This window comes from Streptomyces sp. NPDC026062 (assembly GCF_055568375.1).
The window spans coordinates 222,333-242,649 of sequence record NZ_JBVHOQ010000002.1 but is presented as its reverse complement, the minus strand read 5'-3'; the positions used below and the strand labels follow the sequence as shown (position 1 = coordinate 242,649).

Annotated in this window: 12 protein-coding genes; 7 read left to right on the top strand and 5 right to left on the bottom strand. The window is 73.2% G+C overall.

Annotation, left to right across the window (positions count from 1 at the left end; all coding sequences use genetic code 11):
• Positions 1-52 precede the first annotated feature (52 nt).
• The 7 genes from ACZ4LX_RS02775 (at position 53) to ACZ4LX_RS02745 (ending at position 6,995) form a co-directional block, all read left to right on the top strand.
• Positions 53-1,051: a fumarylacetoacetate hydrolase family protein gene (locus ACZ4LX_RS02775; RefSeq protein WP_467637834.1), complete on the top strand. Its 999-nt coding sequence runs from the start codon at positions 53-55 to the stop codon at positions 1,049-1,051.
• Positions 1,048-2,010, top strand: a complete 963-nt coding sequence (locus tag ACZ4LX_RS02770; RefSeq protein ID WP_467637569.1) for a cyclase family protein — start codon at positions 1,048-1,050, stop codon at positions 2,008-2,010. The genes ACZ4LX_RS02775 and ACZ4LX_RS02770 overlap by 4 nt, the downstream gene beginning before the upstream one ends.
• 23 nt (positions 2,011-2,033) lie before the next feature.
• Positions 2,034-3,164, top strand: coding sequence for an FAD-dependent oxidoreductase (locus ACZ4LX_RS02765; RefSeq protein WP_467637566.1), 1,131 nt, complete (start codon positions 2,034-2,036; stop codon positions 3,162-3,164).
• Entirely contained in the window at positions 3,161-4,159 is a 999-nt protein-coding gene (locus tag ACZ4LX_RS02760) for an amidohydrolase family protein (protein WP_467637563.1), read from the top strand. The genes ACZ4LX_RS02765 and ACZ4LX_RS02760 overlap by 4 nt, the downstream gene beginning before the upstream one ends.
• A gap of 20 nt (positions 4,160-4,179) precedes the next feature.
• The gene (locus ACZ4LX_RS02755) at positions 4,180-5,118 is read left to right on the top strand and encodes a VOC family protein (RefSeq protein WP_467637560.1); all 939 of its coding nucleotides are present in this window, start codon (positions 4,180-4,182) and stop codon (positions 5,116-5,118) included.
• Between the two features lie 144 nt (positions 5,119-5,262).
• On the top strand, positions 5,263-6,234 hold the full coding sequence (locus ACZ4LX_RS02750) for a fumarylacetoacetate hydrolase family protein (protein ID WP_467637557.1): 972 nt from the start codon (positions 5,263-5,265) through the stop codon (positions 6,232-6,234).
• A complete protein-coding gene (locus ACZ4LX_RS02745) occupies positions 6,231-6,995 on the top strand; it encodes an SDR family oxidoreductase (RefSeq protein WP_467637554.1) in 765 nt (254 codons plus the stop codon). The genes ACZ4LX_RS02750 and ACZ4LX_RS02745 overlap by 4 nt, the downstream gene beginning before the upstream one ends.
• Positions 6,996-7,022: 27 nt before the next feature.
• On the opposite strand, the gene ACZ4LX_RS02740 is transcribed toward ACZ4LX_RS02745, so the two are convergent.
• The 5 genes from ACZ4LX_RS02740 to ACZ4LX_RS02720 are packed head-to-tail and all read right to left on the bottom strand — an operon-like array spanning position 7,023 to position 20,240.
• The gene (locus ACZ4LX_RS02740; RefSeq protein ID WP_467637551.1) at positions 7,023-8,864 is read right to left on the bottom strand and encodes an RAD23 family protein; all 1,842 of its coding nucleotides are present in this window, start codon (positions 8,862-8,864) and stop codon (positions 7,023-7,025) included.
• Complete coding sequence (locus ACZ4LX_RS02735; protein WP_467637548.1) at positions 8,861-12,898, bottom strand: vWA domain-containing protein; 4,038 nt, start codon at positions 12,896-12,898, stop codon at positions 8,861-8,863. The genes ACZ4LX_RS02740 and ACZ4LX_RS02735 overlap by 4 nt, the downstream gene beginning before the upstream one ends.
• 3 nt (positions 12,899-12,901) lie before the next feature.
• Complete coding sequence (locus ACZ4LX_RS02730) at positions 12,902-14,125, bottom strand: ATP-binding protein (RefSeq protein ID WP_467637546.1); 1,224 nt, start codon at positions 14,123-14,125, stop codon at positions 12,902-12,904.
• Positions 14,122-19,383: a hypothetical protein gene (locus ACZ4LX_RS02725; RefSeq protein ID WP_467637544.1), complete on the bottom strand. Its 5,262-nt coding sequence runs from the start codon at positions 19,381-19,383 to the stop codon at positions 14,122-14,124. Before ACZ4LX_RS02725 ends, ACZ4LX_RS02730 begins: the two co-directional genes overlap by 4 nt.
• On the bottom strand, positions 19,380-20,240 hold the full coding sequence (locus ACZ4LX_RS02720; RefSeq protein ID WP_467637541.1) for a DUF4132 domain-containing protein: 861 nt from the start codon (positions 20,238-20,240) through the stop codon (positions 19,380-19,382). The genes ACZ4LX_RS02725 and ACZ4LX_RS02720 overlap by 4 nt, the downstream gene beginning before the upstream one ends.
• Between the last annotated feature and the right edge of the window lie 77 nt (positions 20,241-20,317).

The following is a 20,317-nucleotide window of genomic DNA, read 5'->3' as shown; positions in this document are numbered from 1 at the left end:
TCCATGATTGCGGGTGGCGGGTCCAGATTAGGCACATCGCCATCAGGAGGACATCTCTGTGAAACCCGCACCCGCGTCCGCGCTCTTCGCCGGACCGTTCGCCCTCGCCACGCTCTCGGCACCGGACGGACCCACGTTCCCCGCTCTCGTCACGCCCGATGCCCGGGTACTCGACCTCCGAGCCGCTTTCGACGACGACCGGCTGACGGTCCGGAGCCTTCTGGAGAACTGGGAGGCCGCCCGCCCTCGGCTGGACGCGCTGGCCGAGGAGGCCGGACAGCGGCTCGAACCGCTGGCGGACCATCAGGTGCACGCCCCCGTCGAGCCCCGTCAGATCTTCCAGTCGGGTGCGAACTACCGTCAGCACGTCATCGATCTGCACGTCGCGCACCGTGCCCCGGGCGACGACCGTCCCGAGGAGGAACGGCGCGCCGAGGCGGCGGAGATCATGGACCGGCGGGCGGCCGAGGACCTGCCGTACGTGTTCATCGGACTGCCGAGCGCGATCACCGGCCCGTACGACGACGTGGTGCTTCCGGCGTGGGCCGAGAAGCCCGACTGGGAGCTGGAGCTGGCGGTCGTGATCGGCCGGCCCGCCTACCGGGTGTCCGCCGACGAGGCACTGGACCATGTCGCCGGTTACACGATCGCCAACGACCTGACCGATCGCGCCACGGTGTTCCGCCGGGACATGCCGCAAATCGGCACGGACTGGCTGCGCAGCAAGAACGCGCCCGGTTTCACCCCGCTCGGCCCCTGGATCGTCCCCGCCTCGTCGGTCGCCGATCCGGACGACCTCCGGGTGACGCTGAAGCTGAACGGCGAGACCATGCAGGACGAGTCCACCCAGGACATGATCTTCGACGTCGCGCGTGTGGTGGCGTACATCTCGCAGTCGGCCCAACTACTGCCCGGCGACGTGGTGCTGACGGGCAGCCCGGCCGGGAACGGCATGCACTGGGGCCGGCTGCTGCGCGACGGGGACGTCATGGAGGGTTCGGTCACCGGGCTCGGCGTGCAGCGCACCCGCTGCGTGGCGGAGCCTTCATGACCCTCGACCGCACCGACCCCGAGGGTTCCGTCAACGCGGCCGCCGAGGCGTACAACAACTGGGGCCGCTGGGGCGAGGACGACGTGCTCGGCACCCTGAACTTCCTCGACGAGGCCAAGCGTCGCGAGGGAGCCGCCCTCATCCGCCGGGGCGTCAGCTTCTCCCTCTCCCAGCGCTTCGACATGAACGGACCGCAGAAGGGCTGGCGGCGGCGCACCAACCCCGTGCACACCATGCTCGACACCGGCACCGATGCCGTCGTCACCGGTCAGGGTTTCCCGCACGGGATCGGCGGCGCCGACGACGTCATCGCGATGCCGCTCCAGTGCTCCACCCAGTGGGACGGACTCGGCCACATCTTCGACCACGGCAAGGCGTGGAACGGACGCCCGGCGGAGAAGGTCGTCACCTCCGAGGGCGATCTCGTCACCGGTATCGAGCACATGGCCTCGCACGTCGCGGGACGCGGAGTGCTGCTCGATGTCGGCCGGGTCATCGGTGAGAACGGCGAACTGCCCGACGGGTTCGCGATCACCTCGGAACACCTGGCGGCCACTGCGGAGGCCCACGGTGTGAACGTGGGCCGGGGCGACATCGTCCTGGTGCGCACCGGACAGCTCGCCCGGGTCCGCCGCGACGGCTGGGGCGAGTACGCCGGCGGCCCCGCTCCCGGCCTGTCCTTCACCACGGCCGGCTGGCTGCACGCCACGGAGATCGCCGCCGTCGCCACCGACACCTGGGGCTTCGAGGTCCGGCCCAACGAGTTCGACCACGCCTTCCAGCCGCTGCACCAGGTCGCCATCCCCAACATCGGTCTGCTCATCGGCGAGATGTGGGACCTGGAAGCACTCGCCGAGGACTGCGCGGCGGACGGCTCCTACGCGTTCTGGCTGACCGCCGCCCCGCTGCCGATCACGGGAGCGGTCGGCAGCCCGGTCAATCCGATCGCCGTCAAGTAACCAGAGGAACAAGGGAGTTCCCCATGAGCAACCAACGCACGGTCCTGGTGATCGGCGGCGGCGCGGCCGGTAACGCCGTCACCGTCCTGCTGCGCCGCGCCGGCCTCGGCGTCGACCTGATCGAGGCACGGGACGACTGGAACGCCACGGCGGGTTCCGGAATCACCCTCCAGGGCAACGCCCTGCGCGTACTGCGTGAACTGGGTGTGTGGGAGCAGGTGCGGGCGTCGGGTTACGGGTTCGGGTCGGTGGGCATCACCGCTCCCGACGGCACCGTTCTGCACGCGCAGGACGACATCCGCAGCGGTGGCGACGATCTGCCCGCCACCGTCGGCATGCAGCGTCCCCAGTTGCAGCGGATCCTCATCGACGCCGTCCGCGCGAGCGGAGCCCAGGTGCGCCTGGGTGTCAGGGCCACCGCCTTCGACCAGGACGACGACGGGGTCACCGTACGCTTCACCGACGGCACCGAGGGCCGCTACGACCTGGTGATCGCGGCGGACGGCCTCGGCTCCACCACCCGCGCCGCGATCGGCATCCCCGAGAAGCCGGAGCCGACCGGCATGGCCATCTGGCGTGTCGCGGCCCCCCGCCCGGCCGCCCTCACCCGCACCGACCTCGCCTACGGCGGCCCTGCCTACATCGCCGGCTACTGCCCCACCAGCGACACCACGCTCTACGCGTACGTCGTCGAGGCCAACCGCGACCGCGCCACCATCCCGCCGGAGACCCATGCCGAGGAGATGCGCAGCCTGACCTCCGCGTACGGCGGCTTCTGGCCGGAGATCACCGCGACGATCACCGACCCCACGAAGGTCAACTACACCTGGTTCGACCGCATGCTCGTCGAGGGCTCCTGGCACCGCGGCCGGGTCGTGCTCGTCGGCGATGCCGCGCACTGCTGCCCGCCCACTCTCGCCCAGGGCGCAGCCCTGTCCCTGGAGGACGCCTGGGTCCTCGCGCAGTTGCTGACCGAGGCCGGGACCTGGGACGACGCACTGCTCCAGGCGTATTACGAGCGCCGCGTCGCCCGCGTCCGCCCGGTCGTGGAAGCCTCCGTACAGATCGGCAAGTGGCAGCTCGACGGTGTCCGCGACGCCGACGTGCCCGGTCTGATGGGCCGCACCATGACCATGCTCCGGGAGCTGCCGTGACCTTCCCGACCGTGGACGTGCACGCGCACGTCCTCCTTCCCGAGATCGAGGCACTCGTCAACGGCCTGCCCGGCCACGCCGAGGCCAAGGAGCTGGACGCCCGGCGCAACGGCCCCGACGCCCTTGCCGTCAGCGGCCCCATGGTCCGCGCCCGCATCCCGAGGCTGACCGATGTCGCCGCGCGCCTCACGGTGATGGACGCCCAGGGTGTCGACGTCCAACTGGTCAGCCCCTCCCCCTCGCACTACCACTACTGGGCGGGCCGGGACACGGCCGAGCAGCTCTGCCGGCTCGCCAACGAGGCCACCGCCGCTCACTGCGCCCGGGCACCGGAGCGGCTGCGCGGGCTGGGGCTGGTCCCTCTCCAGCATCCGGACCTCATGGCGGGCGCGCTCGACCACGCCCTCGGACAGGGGCTGGCCGGCGTGGAGATCTCCAGCCACGCACCGGGTCGGGAGCTGTCCGATCCCGCGTACGAGCCGTTCTGGTCACGGGCCCAGGAGACAGGAGCGGTTCTCTTCCTGCATCCGTTCGGGTGCACCCTCGACGAGCGCCTGGACCAGTGGTACCTGTCCAACACGGTCGGGCAGCCCACGGAGAACGCCGTGGCCCTCTCGCACCTGATCTTCTCCGGGGTCCTGGACAGATACCCCGGACTGAAGCTGATCGCCGCCCACGGCGGCGGTTACCTGCCCACCCATATCGGCAGGTCCGACCATGCCTGGTCGGCACGGTCCGACGCGGGCGCCGGGTGCGCGCATCCGCCCAGCAGCTATCTCAGGCGGATCCACTTCGACTCCCTCGTACACGACCCGCGGGTGCTGGGCTCGTTGATCGAGGCCGCGGGGGCCGACCGGGTCCTGCTCGGATCGGACTTCCCCTTCGACATGGGGTCCGAGGATCCGGTCGGCGCTCTGCGCGCCGCACAGCTGTCCGAGACCGACTTCGACGCGGTACGCGGCGGCAACGCCGCCGCCCTTCTGCGACTCGCCTGACCTCAAAGAGGAGGACCACCATGAACGCACGCCTGCTCACCCACCTGCGGCATGTCGACCTCGCCGTACCCGACTACGACAAGCAGCTCGACTTCTACGCCGGTGTCTGGGGTCTGACCAAGGTCGCCGAGGACTCCGGGATCTCGTTCCTCGCCGCCGAGGGCTCCCCGGAGCAGTACGTCGTACGGCTGCGCGAAGCCGAGGAGAAGCGCCTCGACCTCGTCTCGTACGGGGCCGCGAACCCCGCCGACGTGGACACCCTCGCCGAGCGGCTGATGGCCGGCGGCGTGCGGCTCATCTCGCAGCCAGGCGCGGTGGACACCCCGGGCGGCGGGTACGGATTCCGCTTCTTCGATGTCGACGGGCGCACCATCGAGGTCTCCGCCGATGTCGAGGTACGGCAGCACCGGAAGATCGAGGAGAAGGAGGCCATCCCGGTCAAGCTCTCCCATGTCGTGCTCAACTCCCCGGATCTCAACCGCACGCGGGAGTGGTACGAGCGCCACCTCGGCTTCGCGCTCTCCGACACGCTCTCCTCGCCGCACATGGGCGAGGTCATGCACTTCATGCGGATCAGCAACCAGCACCACTCGATGGCCATCGCCCAGGGCCCGCACACCGCGCTGCACCACGTCTCTTTCGAGATGCGCGGCATCGACGAGTACATGCGCGGCTCCGGCCGCGTCATGCGCGCCGGGTTCAAGAAGATCTGGGGTCCCGGGCGGCACATGGCGGGCGACAACACCTTCACGTACTTCCTGGACCCGCACGGCAACACCGTCGAATACACGACGGAGCTGGAGAACCTCGACGAGGACACCTGGCACCCGCACGTCTACGACTTCTCCCGCCCCGAGGTCACCGACCAGTGGGGCACGGCCAACGCGATGAACGAACTCGTCGCCAAGGAGTCCTTCAACGACCCCGACCGAGGCGTGTTCATCGCCCCGCCGGTCTGAGCCGGAACGCTTCTCCCTCCTCCTCTCCTCTCCTTCTCCTGTTTCCCCGTCCCTTGTTCGTCTCCTCTCCTCCCGGGGGCCGCTGCGGCCGTGTCGTTCACACGGCCGCAGCGTCATCCCCGCCCTCCCTTCTGGAGCCGCACCATGCGTTTCGCCGCCTACGAACATCAGCGCCGCCACCGGGTGGCCGTCGTGGAAGAGGACGGCACGCTCTTCCCCCTGCCCGGCGTCACCGCTCTCACGGCGCTGCTCACGGAGACCGACGGGCTGCCCGGACTGCTCGCCGCGGGTGCGGCAGCACTGGATGTGCCGGCAGGCCCCCATGTCTCCCAGGTCCGGCTGTTGCCTCCGCTCCAGCCCGCCTCGGTACGCGACTTCGTCACCTTCGAGGAGCACGTCGAAGGTGTGCGCCGGTCGGTCGACGGCGTCGCCGGTGTGCCCGAAGAGTGGTACGCGGCACCGACCTTCTACTTCACCAACCCTCACGCGATCTACGGACCCCAGGACGGGATCCCGGTGCCGCCCGGCTCCACCGTGCTCGACTTCGAGCTGGAGGTCGGTGCCGTCATCGGCCGCGAGGGGCGCGACCTCACCCCGCAGCGGGCACGCGACCACATCGTCGGCTACACCGTCTTCAACGACTGGTCCGCACGTGATCTGCAGTCCGCCGAGATGAAGGTCGGCCTCGGCCCCTGCAAGGGCAAGGACACCGCGACCGCCCTCGGCCCCTGTCTGGTGACCGCCGATGAGCTGGAACCGCACCGTGACGCCGAAGGCTTCCTGCGGCTGGCCCTCACCGCCAGGATCAACGGGGAGACCGTCGGCGAGGACCTGCTGTCCCACATGAGCTGGACCTTCGAGGAGATGACCGCCTACGCTTCCCGCGGCACCCGCGTCGTGCCGGGCGACGTCCTCGGCTCGGGGACCTGTGGCAACGGCGGCTGCCTCGCCGAGCTCTGGGGGCGGCGGGGCACGCAGACCCCGCCGCCGTTGCGGCCGGGCGACACCGTCAGCCTGACCGTCGAGGGCCTGGGCACTCTCACCAACACCGTGGTCCCCGGTGTCGAGCCGATCGAGCTGCCTGTGGGCCGGCGCCGCGACCTGGAGCGGCCGTGACCGGCCGGCCCTCCGGGATACTGCTCGGCAGGGTGATCGTCGTGACCGGCGCGGCCCGCGGCCAGGGCGCCGCCGAGGCGGCCGCCCTCGCCCGCGAGGGCGCCCACGTCATCGCGACCGATGTCGAACCCGTGCACGGGTGCCGTCGCCTTGACGTGGCCGACGAGACGGGCTGGGCCGCTCTCGCCGCCGAACTGCGGGAGACGTACGGGCAGGTGCACGGTCTGGTCAACAACGCGGGAATCACCTGGCGCAGCCGCGTGGGCGACGTACGCCCGGACGACATGGCACGCGTCCACGCGGTCAACGTCACCGGCCCTCTCCTCGGCATCCAGCACCTCATGCCCCTGATGCCGCCGGGCTCCTCCATCGTGAACGTCGGCTCCTCGGCGGCCCTCACCGCCCACTATCCGGTCGCCTACACGACCAGCAAGTGGGCCCTGCGTGGCCTGTCGAAGGCCGCCGCCCTGGAACTCGGTCCCCTCGGCATCCGTGTCAACACGATCCATCCCGGCTACATCGAGACCGAGATGACCGCGTCGGCGGCCCCGGCCTTCCGCGAGGCCAACATCCGCGAGACCCCGCTGGGGCGCACCGGGAGCGTCGACGAGGTGGCTCCCCTGGTGGTCTTTCTGATGTCCGACCGGTCGTCGTTCATCAGCGGAGCCGAGATACCCGTGGACGGCGGCCTCACCGCGCACGGCGGCGTCAAGTCCCTCTCCGACGCCCTTCGCCCTTCGCCTCTGTCTCTTGGTCCCTGAAACGGGCGGTTGGCGCTGGGCCGGGGCCTACCGCGTCGGTTCCCAGGCTGCCGCGCACAGGGACTCGGCCACGGCGGCCGTGTACCGGGCGGCGGTGAGCCAGTGGGTGGCGAAGCCGTCGGTGTCGGCAGGGAGCAGGCGGCCGAAGAGGTCACGATCACGTTGGGCCGCCGAGGCGCACAGAGCAGTGAGGAGTCCCGCGGCCGTGGGGAGGCCGGCGCGGCGGATGCGGTGGGATTCGGCAGTGACGTCGCCGAGCATGCCGAGGGCGGCGCGGCCCGCCGTGACCGTCTGTTCGACCCGGCGTTCCAGAAGGTACAGGGGCGAACGCTCCACGGGCTCTCCGGGCTGGGGCGGGGCGGGGTGCGGGGTAGCGGCCGGGTCAGGGAGGTCGGCGCGGCGCAGACGGTCGAGGCCGAGATCGACCGTGCCTTCGCCGGTGGGGTGCGAGCAGGCGAGAACGGTGAGCCGGGGATGCGGGGCGGGCACCAGGCGGCCGATGATCCTCAGCCGTGTCCCGGGCGCCGCGGCCAGCAGCATCAGATTCTCGCGGTGGGCCAGCCCGGGGTCGTCGTCGGCGACGGTGAGCCGAACGGAACCGGCTCCCTCGCACAGCGCGAGCAGGCAGACACCACCCGGCTCCCTTACGAAGCCGATGAGTTCGACGTCCAGGAAGAGCAGGTCACTGGCGCCGCCGTCCGGGTCCGCGTAGCGGGACGTGGCTCGCAGCGCGCGGGCGGCCTGTTCGGACGGCGGTGTCTCCCACAGGGCGGAGAGCGGCTGCTCCGTCCACGCGACGCCCCGGGCGGTGACGGCCTTGACGCCTTTCCCGGCGCCCAGTCTGCCGTCCGGCGAGACCGTCGCCCCCGAGACCGCCAGGCCGGCCCGGCCCAGCTCCCGGTGGGTGAGCGCGCTGTCCCCCAGCCGGACGGCCCGGTCGGCCACGCCCAGGGCACGCCCGACGCCGCCGGGTGCCACGTCGCCGACGGTGCAGAGGCGGCCGTCGGGGCCGACGACCCAGGTGCGGACGCCTCCGTGTCCGGAGTCGGTGACCACGGGTTCGGTGAACAGGCCGTACAGGCGCAGCGAGCCGTCCGGGCTGTACGGACGGCGCGCGCGGCCTCTGACCGCGGCCAGCTCCGCCCCGGACGCCATCCCCACGCGGTGTGCGGTACCCAGGAGTTCGGCCAGGGACGTGACGAGGTCGGCGGTGCGGTAGGACGGGTCCCCGGAGCGGGCCGCGCGCAGCAGAGTGACGACGGACAGCGCGGCCGCGGCGGCGCGCGGGAGGTGACGGAGCCTGGCGGTGTGCGAGGCGCGGAGGAGACCCGACTGGGTGACGGCGCCGGCCCCGTCGACGCCGGCCTCCAGCACGGCCGCTCCCGCCGACCACAGGGCGGCGGCCGCCGCACACTGGTCCGGACTCGCCGCCTCGGGCGAGGAGGCGCCGTCGGGCGAGGAGGCGGATTCGGGAGTGGGGGCGCGGTTGGGCGTGGGCGCGGGGGTGGGTTCAGTCTCCGCTGTGGAGGCCGGTGCGGGGACTTCGCCGGTGGGCCCGGCGGCCGGCTCCGGCACCGGGTCCGCCGTGGGGGCGGCACAGGCCGCGGCCGCGCGGTGAACGCAGGCCGGGGCAAGCAGGCAACCACAGGTGATGGCGTCCGTCGTCGCCACCACGCCACCCGGGGCATGCAGGCGCAACTCCGTCTCGTCGTCGACAGCGATCGTCACCGTGTCCCCGTCGCGGTGCGTCGGGCGGGCGCCGAGCTTGGTGACCGCCGCGTCCAGCCGCTTGCGCAGCCGGGGCGAGAGATCCTCCACCAATGTGGCCGTGACCTCCGGCGCGACGGGTGGCAACTGGGCGGCGGTCATGCGGTCTTCTCCCCTATCCAGCGGGCAAGTTCGAGTGGGCTGAGAGCCGCCACCGGCATCCCGGCGGCGACGAGCTGCCCGGCGACGCCCGTCGAGTAGCGGGGCCGGCCGGCGTCGTCGAGACTCGCGCACCCGAGGACGTGACAGCCGGTGTTCACCAGGGCCCGCACCTCGGCCAGCAGTCCGCCGAGCGGCGCGCCCTCCTCGAAGTCGCTGATGACCACGACGAGGGTGCGGGTGGGCACCGCGATCAGGCTACGGGCGTGCCGCAGCCCGGCGGCGATGTGCGTGCCCCCACCCACACTCACCTCCAGCAGCAGGGAGAGCGGATCGTGCACATGGCCGGTGAGATCGACGACCTCCGTGGAGAAGGCCAGGAAATGAGTACTCAGCGTCGGCACCCCGGCAAGGACCGAGGCGGTCAGCGCGGACCAGATCGTGGACGCCTCCATGGATCCGGAGACGTCGGTGACCAGGATCAGGCGCCAGTCCGCCGACCGGTGGGCGCGACTGCGGAACACCGGCTTCTCCGGGATCACCTGGACCGTTCCGTCGACCGTCCAACGGGCGGTGGCCAGATTGGCGCGCAGCGTGCGCGGCAGGTCCAGCCGGCCGCCGGGACGGCGGGTGGGCCGGGCCGACATCGTACCGGTGAGTGCGGGTCGCAGCCGGGTCGCGAGCTGCCGGGTCAGTTCGTCGACCAGATGGCGGACCAGGGGCCTGAGCGCCGCAAGGCGGGCCTCGGGAAGGCCGCCGGCGTACCGCAGGATCGTCCGGAGCAGTTCCACGGAGGGCGCGACGGCAGCGGGGTCCAGTTCGGCGAGGACGTCCTGCCGGCCTGCCGCGGCCGCGGTGGCGAGGACCTCCTCGCGGATACCGGGACCGAACAGCGCGGCCAGTTCCTCGGACCACTCGCGGACACCGGGGAACGACGGCTCCCGGCCGCCGCGCGATCCGGAACCCTGACCGGGCAGACCGCCGCGCGACCCCTCGCCGTGTCCCGCTCCGTAGAGCTCGTCCAGGGCGGTCGCCAACCTGGCAGCTCCGAACGGTAGTTGCTCCGGGCGTCGGCCGAGCACGAGCCGCCAGCGGTCGGCGGGCGCGAGGGTCGGGGCGGGGGGCCGCGCGGGGGCGGCTTCGGTGAGGGGTGCGGGGGTGGCTGCTGCGAGGGGTGCAGAGGCGGGGGCCTGCATGGGGGTGGCTTCTGCGGGAGGGGCGGGCGCAGCTTCGGCGGAGGGTGTGGCGGAGGCTGCGGGGTGGGCGGGCGGCTGTGGGAGCCGTTCGTCGTGCGCGGGTGGCGGTACGGGCAGTCCCAGGCCTGCCAGAAGCGCGCGGGCCGCCAGGTCGGCAGCCGTCCGACGGGCCAACTCGGCCGGATCGTCGGCGTCCAGGGTGTCCACCCGTTCGCCCAACCGCTCCTCGACGGTGTCCAGCAGCCGGTCCCGGGCGGCCGGGCTCAGGGTGTCGAAGCCACCGCGCAGGGCCGGCAGGCGGACCATGAACGCGGCGTCGTCCAGCTCGACGACCCGGTTCAGCAAAGGTTCCAGGGCACCGACGCCGACGGCCAGGAGCGGCCCCGCCACCGTCAGGACGCCGGTGAGGCGGGCGGAGAGAGCGGCCCGGGAGGCGCTGTCCACGGCTCCGTCCACCCAGGAGGCGACGCGCCCCCCGAATGCCCCGGCCTCCTCATGGCCCGTGAGTACCCTGACCGCTCCGGCGGCCGCGGCGATCAACGGGGTTCCGTCTGCTGCCAGTCGGGCGAGGGCGGAGGTGAGCCGGATGCCGCCCACCCGGTCGGCCCGCTGGGCCAGTTCGAGCAGTGCGCGCGCGCCCTCGGGCTCCTCGGAGCCGGTCAGGCCGTCGACCTGACGGACCGCGGCCGAGGTCAGAAGTTCAGCCGCGCGCGCGGTGCGGGCAGCCCGGTCGGTGACGGAAGCGGAGGCAGGGACGGGGCCGGAGGCGGGGGCGTCCAGGGCCGCGGGGCTGTCGGGTGGCCCGGCCAGGCCCGGCAGATGACCGGCGTCGATTCGGTCCAGCAGGTCGAGCCCGGCGAGGAGTTCGGGAAGGGTGCCGCTCGCGGGCAGTACCGCCGCCAGCTCCGTCAGTCGCTCGTCGGCCAGGGCCGAAAGCCCGCACTGGGCGGCCTCCGTGAGGCCGCGGACGACTTGGGCGGCCGTCGCGCCGCCCTCCGCGCGCTCGGCCGCGTGACGCTGTCGCAGTACGCCCTCGGCGGCTTGGGCCGGAGTGACGCCGCGGGCCCCGGCCGCCGTGAGCATCGCGGCCGTCGCCGGGGTCCACCGCACCTGCCAGCGCGTCGTGAGTCCCTCCGTGCCCGCCGCGCCGGTCACCTCCTGCTCCTGCGCATAAGGGATGCCGCACACCGTCAGCCTGCGCAGCAGCAATTCGCGGCGTCGGTCCAGGGTGGAGCGCGCCGGGTCGAGCCTGAGGTCGCGCGGCTTCTTCTCGTGCGCGTCCTCGGGGCCGGGGAGGGAGAGCGCCGCGGTCTCGGCCTCGATGGCGGGGCCCAGCCCGCTGCGCGGTGCGGCGGGCGCGGGCCGTCCGGTACGGGTCCCGACGAGTACGCCTTCAAGGGCCCGGGCGACGGCGCGCCCCGTCCCGTAGGTCTCGCCTCGTCCCAGCACCGACTGCACGGCTTCCAGGAATTCGCCTCGGCCGGGGGCGGGCAGGCCGCGCAGACGGGCCAGGTCACCGGCGACCCGGACGACCTCCCGGCCGTCCGCCGGGCCGTAGGGGTGGCCCTGTTCGCGCAGGGCGGCGCAGACGCGGACCGAGGTACGGATCAGCGCCTCGTGCAGCGCGGCCGGGTCCCCGGCGGCGTCCAGGACCGTGTGCTGCCACTCCGGGTCCCGGATGCCGGCCGGGTAGCCGGACCGAGAGTCGAGCAGCGGGTACGTGTACGGGACAAGCGAAACCGTGCACTCCGCCGTCCCGGAGGCGCCGTTCACATGGCCCGCCGCCTCCGGGGCGGGTGCGGCAGCGGGCGCGTCCTGGCCGGGCACCCCGGGCGCGTCCGGTGCAGGCGCCGGTGCGGACGTGCCCGGTGCGGGGCTCCGCTCGACGGACGGCAGCAGCGCCGGGGTGTGGAAGGCGCCCACGACCACGGCGGGCCGTCGCCCGCTCGCCAGTGCCTCGGCGACATGGCCGCGCATGCATGCCTCGCGCACCAGGTCCGTGGCATCGACCCCACCCCGCGCCTCCGCCTCGTGGCGCAGCGCCCAGCCGGTGAGCAGGGCGGCACGGCGGTGCGCCTCGGGTGTCGAACCGGGCGCGAGGGCTTCCACCAGCCGGTCCCACAGGTCGTCGCCGTCCCGGCCGGTGAGCCGGGACCGGAGCGCGGCGGACAGCCCTTGCCCTGCCCCTGGTACAGACGCGGAATCGGAGCCGGGCACGGGCGTGAAGTCGGGGCCGGGCACGGGCGTGAAGTCGGGGGTGTCCGGACCGCCTGCCGCCCATGCCCGGTCGGCCAGCGGCAGATCGCATGCCACAGCCGGAACCCCTTTTCGGGCCGCCCAGCGCAGCGCGACCAGTTCGGGCGAGAAGTCCGCGAACGGGTAGAAGGCCGGCCCCCGTTCGCCTGCCGAGCCCGGCCCGCCGTCGGGCACGGCGGCCAGCGCCACCGGGGCCTCGGTCTCCTCGTGGGCAAGCCAGCCCAGCCAGGGCTGGAACTCGGCGGGCAGTTCGACGAGAAGGACATCGGGAGCCGCCGCGTCCAGCAGCGCCGGGAGGGCGGCCGCCAGCGAGGGCGCGTGGTGGCGCACCCCGATCAGGAACGGCGCCCCGGGGCCGTTGGCCGCGAGGGCCGCCACAGCGGCTTCCGGGGTGGCCGGCCAGTCCGCCGGACCCTGCGCAGGGGTGGCCGGCCCGTCCGCCGGACCCTGTGACCCGGAAGCGGCCGGCACCTCGGCGACGGACCGCATCTCGGCAACGGGCCTCGTATCGAGCACGGAGCACGTGTCAGGAACATGCCGCACCTCGGGAACACGCCGTGCCCCGGCGGCGGTCGATTCGCTCATCGGTCAGTTCTCCAGCACCGCGCGCATGTCCCACAGGGCGCGCCAGGTGGCCGACCCCTGCTCCGCGCGCCTGCGCACCGGACCGTCCCAGTACCCCAGCAGCCGTGCCGCGTCAGCGGCGTCGTCCTTGCGGACGACGCCGAGCAGATGGCCGGGCAGGAGGGAGAGCACGTCCCGGTCGCCAGGGAAGTAGGCGGCGGCCAGGCCCAGGGAGCCCGCGACGGAGACCGCCTCCGCCGTGCTCATCACCGTGGAAGGGCGCTCGACCTCCCAGCCCTCCGCGGAGAGACCTCCGCGCAGATCCCGGAAGGCGGTGACCAGGGCTTCGAGGACCGCGTCGTCCACCTGGTAGACGGCGCCCGCGCGTTCGACGGATGCCCGTGACTGGCGCCGGACGAGCGCGGTCTCGGCGTCCACGTCCCCGATGGGACCCACGGTCTCGAAGTTGAAACGCCGCTTCAGCGCGGCGGACATCTCCGAGACGCCCTTGTCCCTGAGGTTGGCGGTGGCGATGAGGGTGAACCCGGGGGCAGCGTGCACCTGGGCGCCCTCGCTTCCCGCGAGTTCGGGGACCGCGATCCGCCGCTCGGAGAGCAGGGACACGAGGGCGTCCTGGACCTCAGGCAGGCAGCGGGTGACCTCCTCGACACGGGCGACGGCCCCCCGGGTCATGGCGGCAAGCACCGGGGAGGGCACCAGGGCCTGCTCGGTGGGGCCCTGGGCGAGCAGCAGCGCGTAGTTCCAGCCGTACTTGAGCTGGTCCTCGGTGGTGCCCGCGGTGCCCTGCACGGTAAGTGCGCTGGTCCCGCAGACCCCCGCGGACAGCAGCTCGGAGAGCATGGACTTGGCGGTGCCGGGTTCGCCCACGAGCAGCAGTCCGCGCTCTCCCGCGAGAGTGACCACGCACCGTTCGACCAGTGCGCGTTCGCCGACGAACTTCTGCTCGATCACCAGACGGGGCGGCACCCCGGCCGAGGGCCGGGCTCCCTTCGGGAGGCCGAGTGCGTCGCCCGCGCTGCCCATCACGAAGGTGACGACGGCGCGCGGGGTGAGGAGCCAGCCGGGCGGGCGGGGTCCGCAGTCGTGGGCGGCGAGGAAGGCCAGCTCGGTGGCGTACCGGTCCTCGGGCGGCGTGACCTGGCGGTGCTCCCGGCCGGGCTCCGTCGCCTGCTCCGGGACACTACTCGTGGCGGTGCTTCCCCCGGTGGTCGTGGTGTCGTTCGTCATCGGCGGCGGCCCTTCCGGTGTGCGCGGGTGTCCAGTTCTTCGAAGCCGGGCGCGTCGCCGCCGCGGACTCGTGCCCAGGCGGCTGCGAACAGCGCGGGCACGGGGAGTCGTGGCAGGGTCCGGGCGGACCCTGCCACGGGGTACAGGCTTTCCTTCCACGTCTCCAACGGCAGTCCGGGGGCGCCTCGTTCGAGCCAGCCGCACGGGAGGAACAGGGTGCGTCCGGCGCGGGAGCGCTTCGCCTCCACGACGAGGTCGGTCGCGGCCAGTTCTGCCCTGGCCTTCTTGATGCGGGCCGGCTTCCATCCGGTCCAGCGGACGCAGTTGCGGTCCGTCGGGTCGGGCAGGGCGAGCAGCATCAGGTAGAGAGCTGCGGCGTCCGCGCTCAGACCGAGGGCGTCGACGGACTCGGCCACCAGGTCCTGCACCGCACGCGTCGGGTCCTGGGCGGGGTACTGCGCGGATCCGTCGGGGGCGCCCGCCGAGGCCATCGCTTCGGTCGCCTCCTCCAGCAGTGTGCGCACGGCGAACAGATCTCCCATGCCGTGCGGGCCCACGGTGCCCTCGACGAGGCCGAACGCCGGGTCGTCGGGGCCCGTCAGGCCGGCCGGGCGGATCAGCAGCTTCTCGTTGTCGCCGTAGCCGGGGCCGAGGAGCAGCGCCGAGCCGGCCCGGACCAGGCCGTCGGGTCCGGCGCCGCCGGACGTGGGGAGCCCGTGGGCGGCACGGACCACGGTTCCGATCGAGCTCCCCGACTCGGTCCAGGTCAGACCGAGGTCCAGCACCAGGCCCGGATCGGCGAGGCGGTCGCGCAGGGCCGCGAGCCCGACGGGCAGGTGTGCCCGCAGAGGGTGCCCGTACGGCAGTGTGTAGGCGAGTGTGCGAAGGGCGGTGAGGACCGAGGTGACCGCACCGCGTGCCTCCACCCGGCGCAGGCCCGGCCGTCCGGTGCCGTCCTGGACATCGGTGCCGTGGGCGAGCCAGGTGCGGGCGTTCGCGTTGAGAATCAGGTCGACACTGCCCAGGGTGGTTCCCGACAGGTCGAGGTCCAGCTCTTCGGGGACGCGGACGAGGGAGGCCAGGCGCTTCTGCCAGACCTCGGCGGCGGCCCCGATGCCGGGTCCCGTGGACCACAGTTCGGCCGGGTCCTCGGGCAGCAGTGCCCGGAGCACGGCGTGGCGGTCGTCGCTGGGCAGGGCGTCGACTCCGGCCTGGGCGGCCTCGAAGGCACGTGTCTTCGCCCCCAGCAGCGCGAGCGTCTCGGCGCCGGGCTCCTGGACGGCTGCCGACAGCAGGGCGACGGACTGGAGGGGCCCGATTCCGGTGGCGGTGTGGAACGCCTCGGCCGACTCCGGACGCCAGGGCGCCGGGCCCTGTTCCCGTACCAGGGCGGTGAGCCGGGTGAGCCGGTCCGGGGCGATGCCCTGCCGGTGGACCTGCTCGTGGTCCAGGGTGAAACCGGGGACGGGGCCGAAGGCGCCGGTCGGGTCGTGGTCAAGGGCAAGCCAGCGTGCCGCGTCGTCCCGGGAGTTCCGGCCTCGCTCGGCGAGGACCACGACGGTGCGGGCGCCCTTGCGCAGCACTTGGCCGAGGCGGTGCACGGCCTCGGGCCGCCTCTGCCCGGTCGTCCCTGCGGGGATCGGCTCGACGAGCTCCACCTGCCGGACCGTGCCCGCGGGGTCGGCCAGCGGGCCTGCGGCGATGGTCTCCAGGAACAGGAGGAGACCGGTGCGGTGTTCGGGTGAGGTGGTCGCCGAGGCGGCCCGGTAGGCCAGTTCGGGCAGATTGTCGAGGAGCGAGGTCCAGATCAGCGACTCGCAGGGAACGGTGTACTCGTCCCGCTGCCAGCCGTCCACGGGGGTGAACGGGACCTTGGACGGGACGGGCCTGCCGAACGCCGGCTCGCCGCCGAGGACGTGGTTGACGGCGAGTATCTGCCGGATCACGCTCCACCGGCGACCGCCTCCCCACCAACCACCGCGCATCCGCTCGGAGTTCCAGGCAGACGCGATCTGCAGGGTCGTGTCGTCGCCGTGCTCGGGCTCGTACTCGAAGAACATGCCCTGGGTGCGCGCGGTGTTCCGGGGAGTGGCCGGCTGCACGGGCTTGGGCGGTTCCAGGTACTGGGCGGCCGAGGCCGCCCGGTCCACCGCGTTGCGGACGAGCGCGGTGACGCCCGCGAGGAGCCGTGCGTCGGACACCTCGGGCAGCACCCGGGCGACGGCCTCCTCGCTCAGTTCCCGCGCCGAGGGTCCGGTGTACGTCTTGGCGGCCCGGAGCACTTCCAGGTACCGGGCGACCGCGGCGGCGACCTCCTCGAACAGCTCTCCCGCCCGGGATTCCGTCAGGTTCCGCAGCACGCCGGAGCCCTTCTCGTCCCTCGGACGCAGAGCGTGCCAGTAGGTGACGGGAGGCACGTAGGGGGTGCCCGCCGCGGCGTTCCCACCGGAGGAGTCGGGGGTGACGGACCACAGGCTGCCACCGGTGCCGTCGGTGTCCGCCGGGTACAGCTCGACGCGGCGGTGGTGCAGGGACGCGACCGGCCGTGACCCGCCGGGCAGGGTGAGGCCGCCGAGCGGCACCGGGGTGTCGCCGCCGGGCAGCGATTGCGGCAGGGTCACGGTGTGGCCGTCAGGGGTGCCGGTGACGATCCGGTGCCCGTCGGCAGGATCGGCCGTGCCGGGCTCGGTGACCGTGCGGCGGATCCAGCGGCCGAGGACCGTGCCGTCCGTGCCGAACGGGGTGGTCTCCAGGCCGGGCTGGAGGGGCAGCACCTGGCAGTGCTCGGTGAGCAGCCGGGTGCCGTCCCGCACTCCTGAGCGGAGGAAGGCGGGGAGGGAGGCCCGGCCGTGCGTGCCGCCGGCCGGGTCGTACTCCAGCCACACCCGCTGCGTGCCCTGGTGGCCTTCACGCCAGTGCCCGGTGCCGTCGGAGATGACGGCGCGCTGGGGCGGCAGGGAGGTGTCGCCGGCGTGCAGGGCCTTGCCGCCGGTGGCACGGCCTCCGGTGGGCAGGGGCACACACACCTCGTCCGAGGGGCCGGAGCCGCCCCAGCGGGAGATCTGGTCCCCGCCGACGGTGAACACCTCGGCGGGGCGGTGCGACCAGTAGCCGCGCAGTTTGCTGTCCTCCCACCAGATGACCAGCAACTCGCCGTCGACGTACCGGAAGGCGAGCGTCCGCCAGTGGTCGACGGTGGCGGGCAGGCGCAGGGTGTGCCGCAGCAGAACGCCTTCCGGGCCGACGACGACGGCCCGTTCGAGCGTGTTCAGGATCAACGCGGGCCAGGCACCGGTGACACCGACGCCCTGCGACCGGTGGCGCTGCTGAGGCGCGGCGGCGGCCTCGGCGGCGAGTTCGGCGTAGCTCTCGTCGAGCGCGGGCCAGCCCAGTTCGTCCAGGACGCCGGTACGCAGGGTGGCGGCGAGCAGCGGCACGACATCGTGGCCCTTGAGGAGCCGTACGGCCTCCGGGGCGACGTCCGCGATCACGGCACGGAACGCAGAGAGCTTGTTGAGAGCAGTCTGCAGTCCGGGGAGCCCTCGCGCGGCCGTGTACTCCTCGGCACAGGCGGTCAGCCACTCCTTCAGGATCTCGGCGAGCACCGGGTGCGCCGCCAGCTTCGCCATCCCGGCGTCGCTCAGCCGCTGGCCGTGTCCCTCGCCGAGGCGGCCCACGCTGCGGCGGAGAAGGGCGCGGAAGAACGGGTGTTCGGCCACAGCTGCGAGATCCCGCGTGCCGGGCACGGTGTCGACGAGCCAGGGGCCGAGCGGAACATCGGGGGAATTGGCGGTGCCCGTCTCCTGGTTGTCCGGCTCGGTGACCGGGACGCCCGAGGCCAGGCACAGGTCGAGAAGGTCCAGGTCGGCGGTGCGCTGCCAGCGGCCCTGGAACAGCTCGACGGGGCGCCCGTCGGCGCGCAGCCGGTCCGTCATCCGTGCGGCGAGTTCGAGGGTCTGGGGGCTCCGGCCTGCGATGGCCCGGTTGCGCCGGCGGTGCGCCTCCCAGCGGGCGAGCCAGTCCGCCGGGGAGACGGACGGGTCCCCGGGAGCGTTGTCGGAGGTGTCCGGAAGGGCGGTCAGCAGCTCCTCGGCACCGGATTCGGCCAGCAGGGCGAGCCAGCCGCGTTCGCCGTCCGTGTCCCGGCCGTTCTCGCTGAAGGTCTCCGGGAAGAAGCCGAGGAGCCGGGCCCGCACCTCCTCGTCCCGTCGGGCCAGGACGACGAGCGCGGAGCGGTAGGCCGACCAGAACGAGCCGGGGGCGCGGACGACCCCCGGAGAGCCGATCAGATCGGCCACCAGTTCGAGCTCGGCGGCCTCTCGGTCGAGTCCGGCGGCCTTGACCAGCGCGCGGACGTCCTGCGGCAGCGCCGCGTACGGCGGCATGCCCGCCCCGCAGCGCTCGACCAGCAGACAGCGGAACTGCGCCCAGGCGTCCGCCGGTGCGAGCCGGGCCACCAGGTCGCGCACATACTGCCGCAGCGCCTTGACCGTCAGTGCGCCGGCGAAGGCGAACTCCAGGAAGACGGCCCGCTGCCGGTCCTCGTCCACGACCAGCCCGTGCACCCGCTCGGCCTCGCGGGCCTTGCCGAAGAAGGAGGCGGCGTAGGTGGTGTTCTCCGCCTGGAGGAAGAGGCGCGCCACCTGCTCGTAGTAAGTGGGGAGGAAGTGGGGAACCGCCCGGCCGAGCCGCGTGCCGAGTGCGTCGAACCCTTCCTTCGCCGCTCCGGCGCGGGTTCTGGCCTGCCGGCCCAGCCGCTCGATGTCCTTGACCAGGGCCAGGGCGTGGTGTCCGTTGGCCGGATCGTTGACCAGTGCCCAGGCGGGGAAGCCCAGTGTCTCGCGGCGCACCTGGCCCACCACGGGAGCCTCGGCGGTCCGGGCCAGCCCGAGGAACTCCAGGGCCAGGTCCTCGGCCTCGCCGAGGGTGCCGGGCACGAGCCGGACCACGGAACGGTCGCCGAGGGCGGTGTGCGTGTAGGTGCGGGCGGTCAGCGCGTCGGCGTCGTCCCGGTCGGTGGTTCCGGCCGGGAGGATCGCGCCCGCGTCCAGCAGGGCCGCCGCACGGGCCTCGGATGCGGGGGTGGAGATTGCGGTGGCGGCGCTGTCGCCCCCGGCCTGCGCGGGGAGGACCGGCGCGTCCGCCGACACGGTGCTCGCGTTCGCGTCGGCGTTGGTGTTGGCGGTCATCGCGTTCACAATGGTCTTCGCGTTGGTGTTGGTGTTCGCGTTCACGTTGGTGTTCGTCGTGGTGCTCATGCCGCCTGCTCCTCGTCCGCCACGTCGCGGCCGGCGTAGAGCGCCGCCGCCATGCGCATGCCCTCGGACCACGCGACGGGGCCGACCTCGGCGGCCGTCAGCGCGCGCCCCGCAAGGTCGGTCCAGCCCAGGGAGCCCGTCTCCGTGCCGTACTCGTCGTACCCGTCGTGCTCGCCGATCCAGATGCGCGCTTCGGCGGTGGTGCCGTCCTCGATGACCGGGCAGACCGCGTATCCGCCGCGTGACCGGTACCCGAGCTGGGTGACGCGGCCGTGCAGGAAGCGCAGTTCCTTGAATGTGCCGCCGGCGTAGGTGTCCACGGAGGCGGTGTCCGGACCGAGCCCCGGGGGGCGGTGCCACACCTCGCGGAACAGCTGCTCGACGTTCTGGCTCACCCCCAGCTCGACCGCGAACTCCCGCAGGTCTTCGAGGTCGTCCAGGAGGACGGGGTGGGGCACGCTGACGACGTCCGGGGTGATGCGGACCGTGTCGCCGTCCAGGTCGACGAGGCCGAGGCCCCGGTCGGGGTCGACATCGCGCAGGAACCCGGCGACCCCGCCGTCCGCGCCGGTGACCACCACGTCACGCAGGGCCGCCTGCCACGCCGGATCGGGCCAGACCTGGGCGAGCACGGCCGTGGGGACGGGCAGCGAACGCACCATCCACTGCTCGACATCGGTCAGACACCGTTGCGTGTGGCGCTCCAGCCACTCGGTCAGCTGCCGGAGCCCGACGACCGCCGGGTCGTCCTTCAGTCCGGCCGGAACGGACTTCAGCCGCCGGCCCTTCCCGTTGCGGCAGACCACCTTGCCCGCCTCCAGGGCGACTTCGTAGTCGCCCGCAGGAACCCACCCCATGCGCTGTTCTCCCCGCTGATCCGGACGGCCGCCCAACCGGCGGCACGCTGAAGAAGCCCGCCGACGGCAACGCACCG

Excerpts from the sequence above, each read along its gene's own strand:
- ACZ4LX_RS02730 (WP_467637546.1), bottom strand. The coding sequence starts at position 14,125 with ATGACGAACGACACCACGACCACCGGGGGAAGCACCGCCACGAGTAGT.
- ACZ4LX_RS02770 (WP_467637569.1), top strand. The coding sequence starts at position 1,048 with ATGACCCTCGACCGCACCGACCCCGAGGGTTCCGTCAACGCGGCCGCC.
- ACZ4LX_RS02740 (WP_467637551.1), bottom strand. The coding sequence starts at position 8,864 with ATGACCGCCGCCCAGTTGCCACCCGTCGCGCCGGAGGTCACGGCCACA.
- ACZ4LX_RS02725 (WP_467637544.1), bottom strand. The coding sequence starts at position 19,383 with ATGAGCACCACGACGAACACCAACGTGAACGCGAACACCAACACCAAC.
- ACZ4LX_RS02735 (WP_467637548.1), bottom strand. The coding sequence starts at position 12,898 with ATGAGCGAATCGACCGCCGCCGGGGCACGGCGTGTTCCCGAGGTGCGG.
- ACZ4LX_RS02720 (WP_467637541.1), bottom strand. The coding sequence starts at position 20,240 with ATGGGGTGGGTTCCTGCGGGCGACTACGAAGTCGCCCTGGAGGCGGGC.
- ACZ4LX_RS02755 (WP_467637560.1), top strand. The coding sequence starts at position 4,180 with ATGAACGCACGCCTGCTCACCCACCTGCGGCATGTCGACCTCGCCGTA.
- ACZ4LX_RS02765 (WP_467637566.1), top strand. The coding sequence starts at position 2,034 with ATGAGCAACCAACGCACGGTCCTGGTGATCGGCGGCGGCGCGGCCGGT.
- ACZ4LX_RS02750 (WP_467637557.1), top strand. The coding sequence starts at position 5,263 with ATGCGTTTCGCCGCCTACGAACATCAGCGCCGCCACCGGGTGGCCGTC.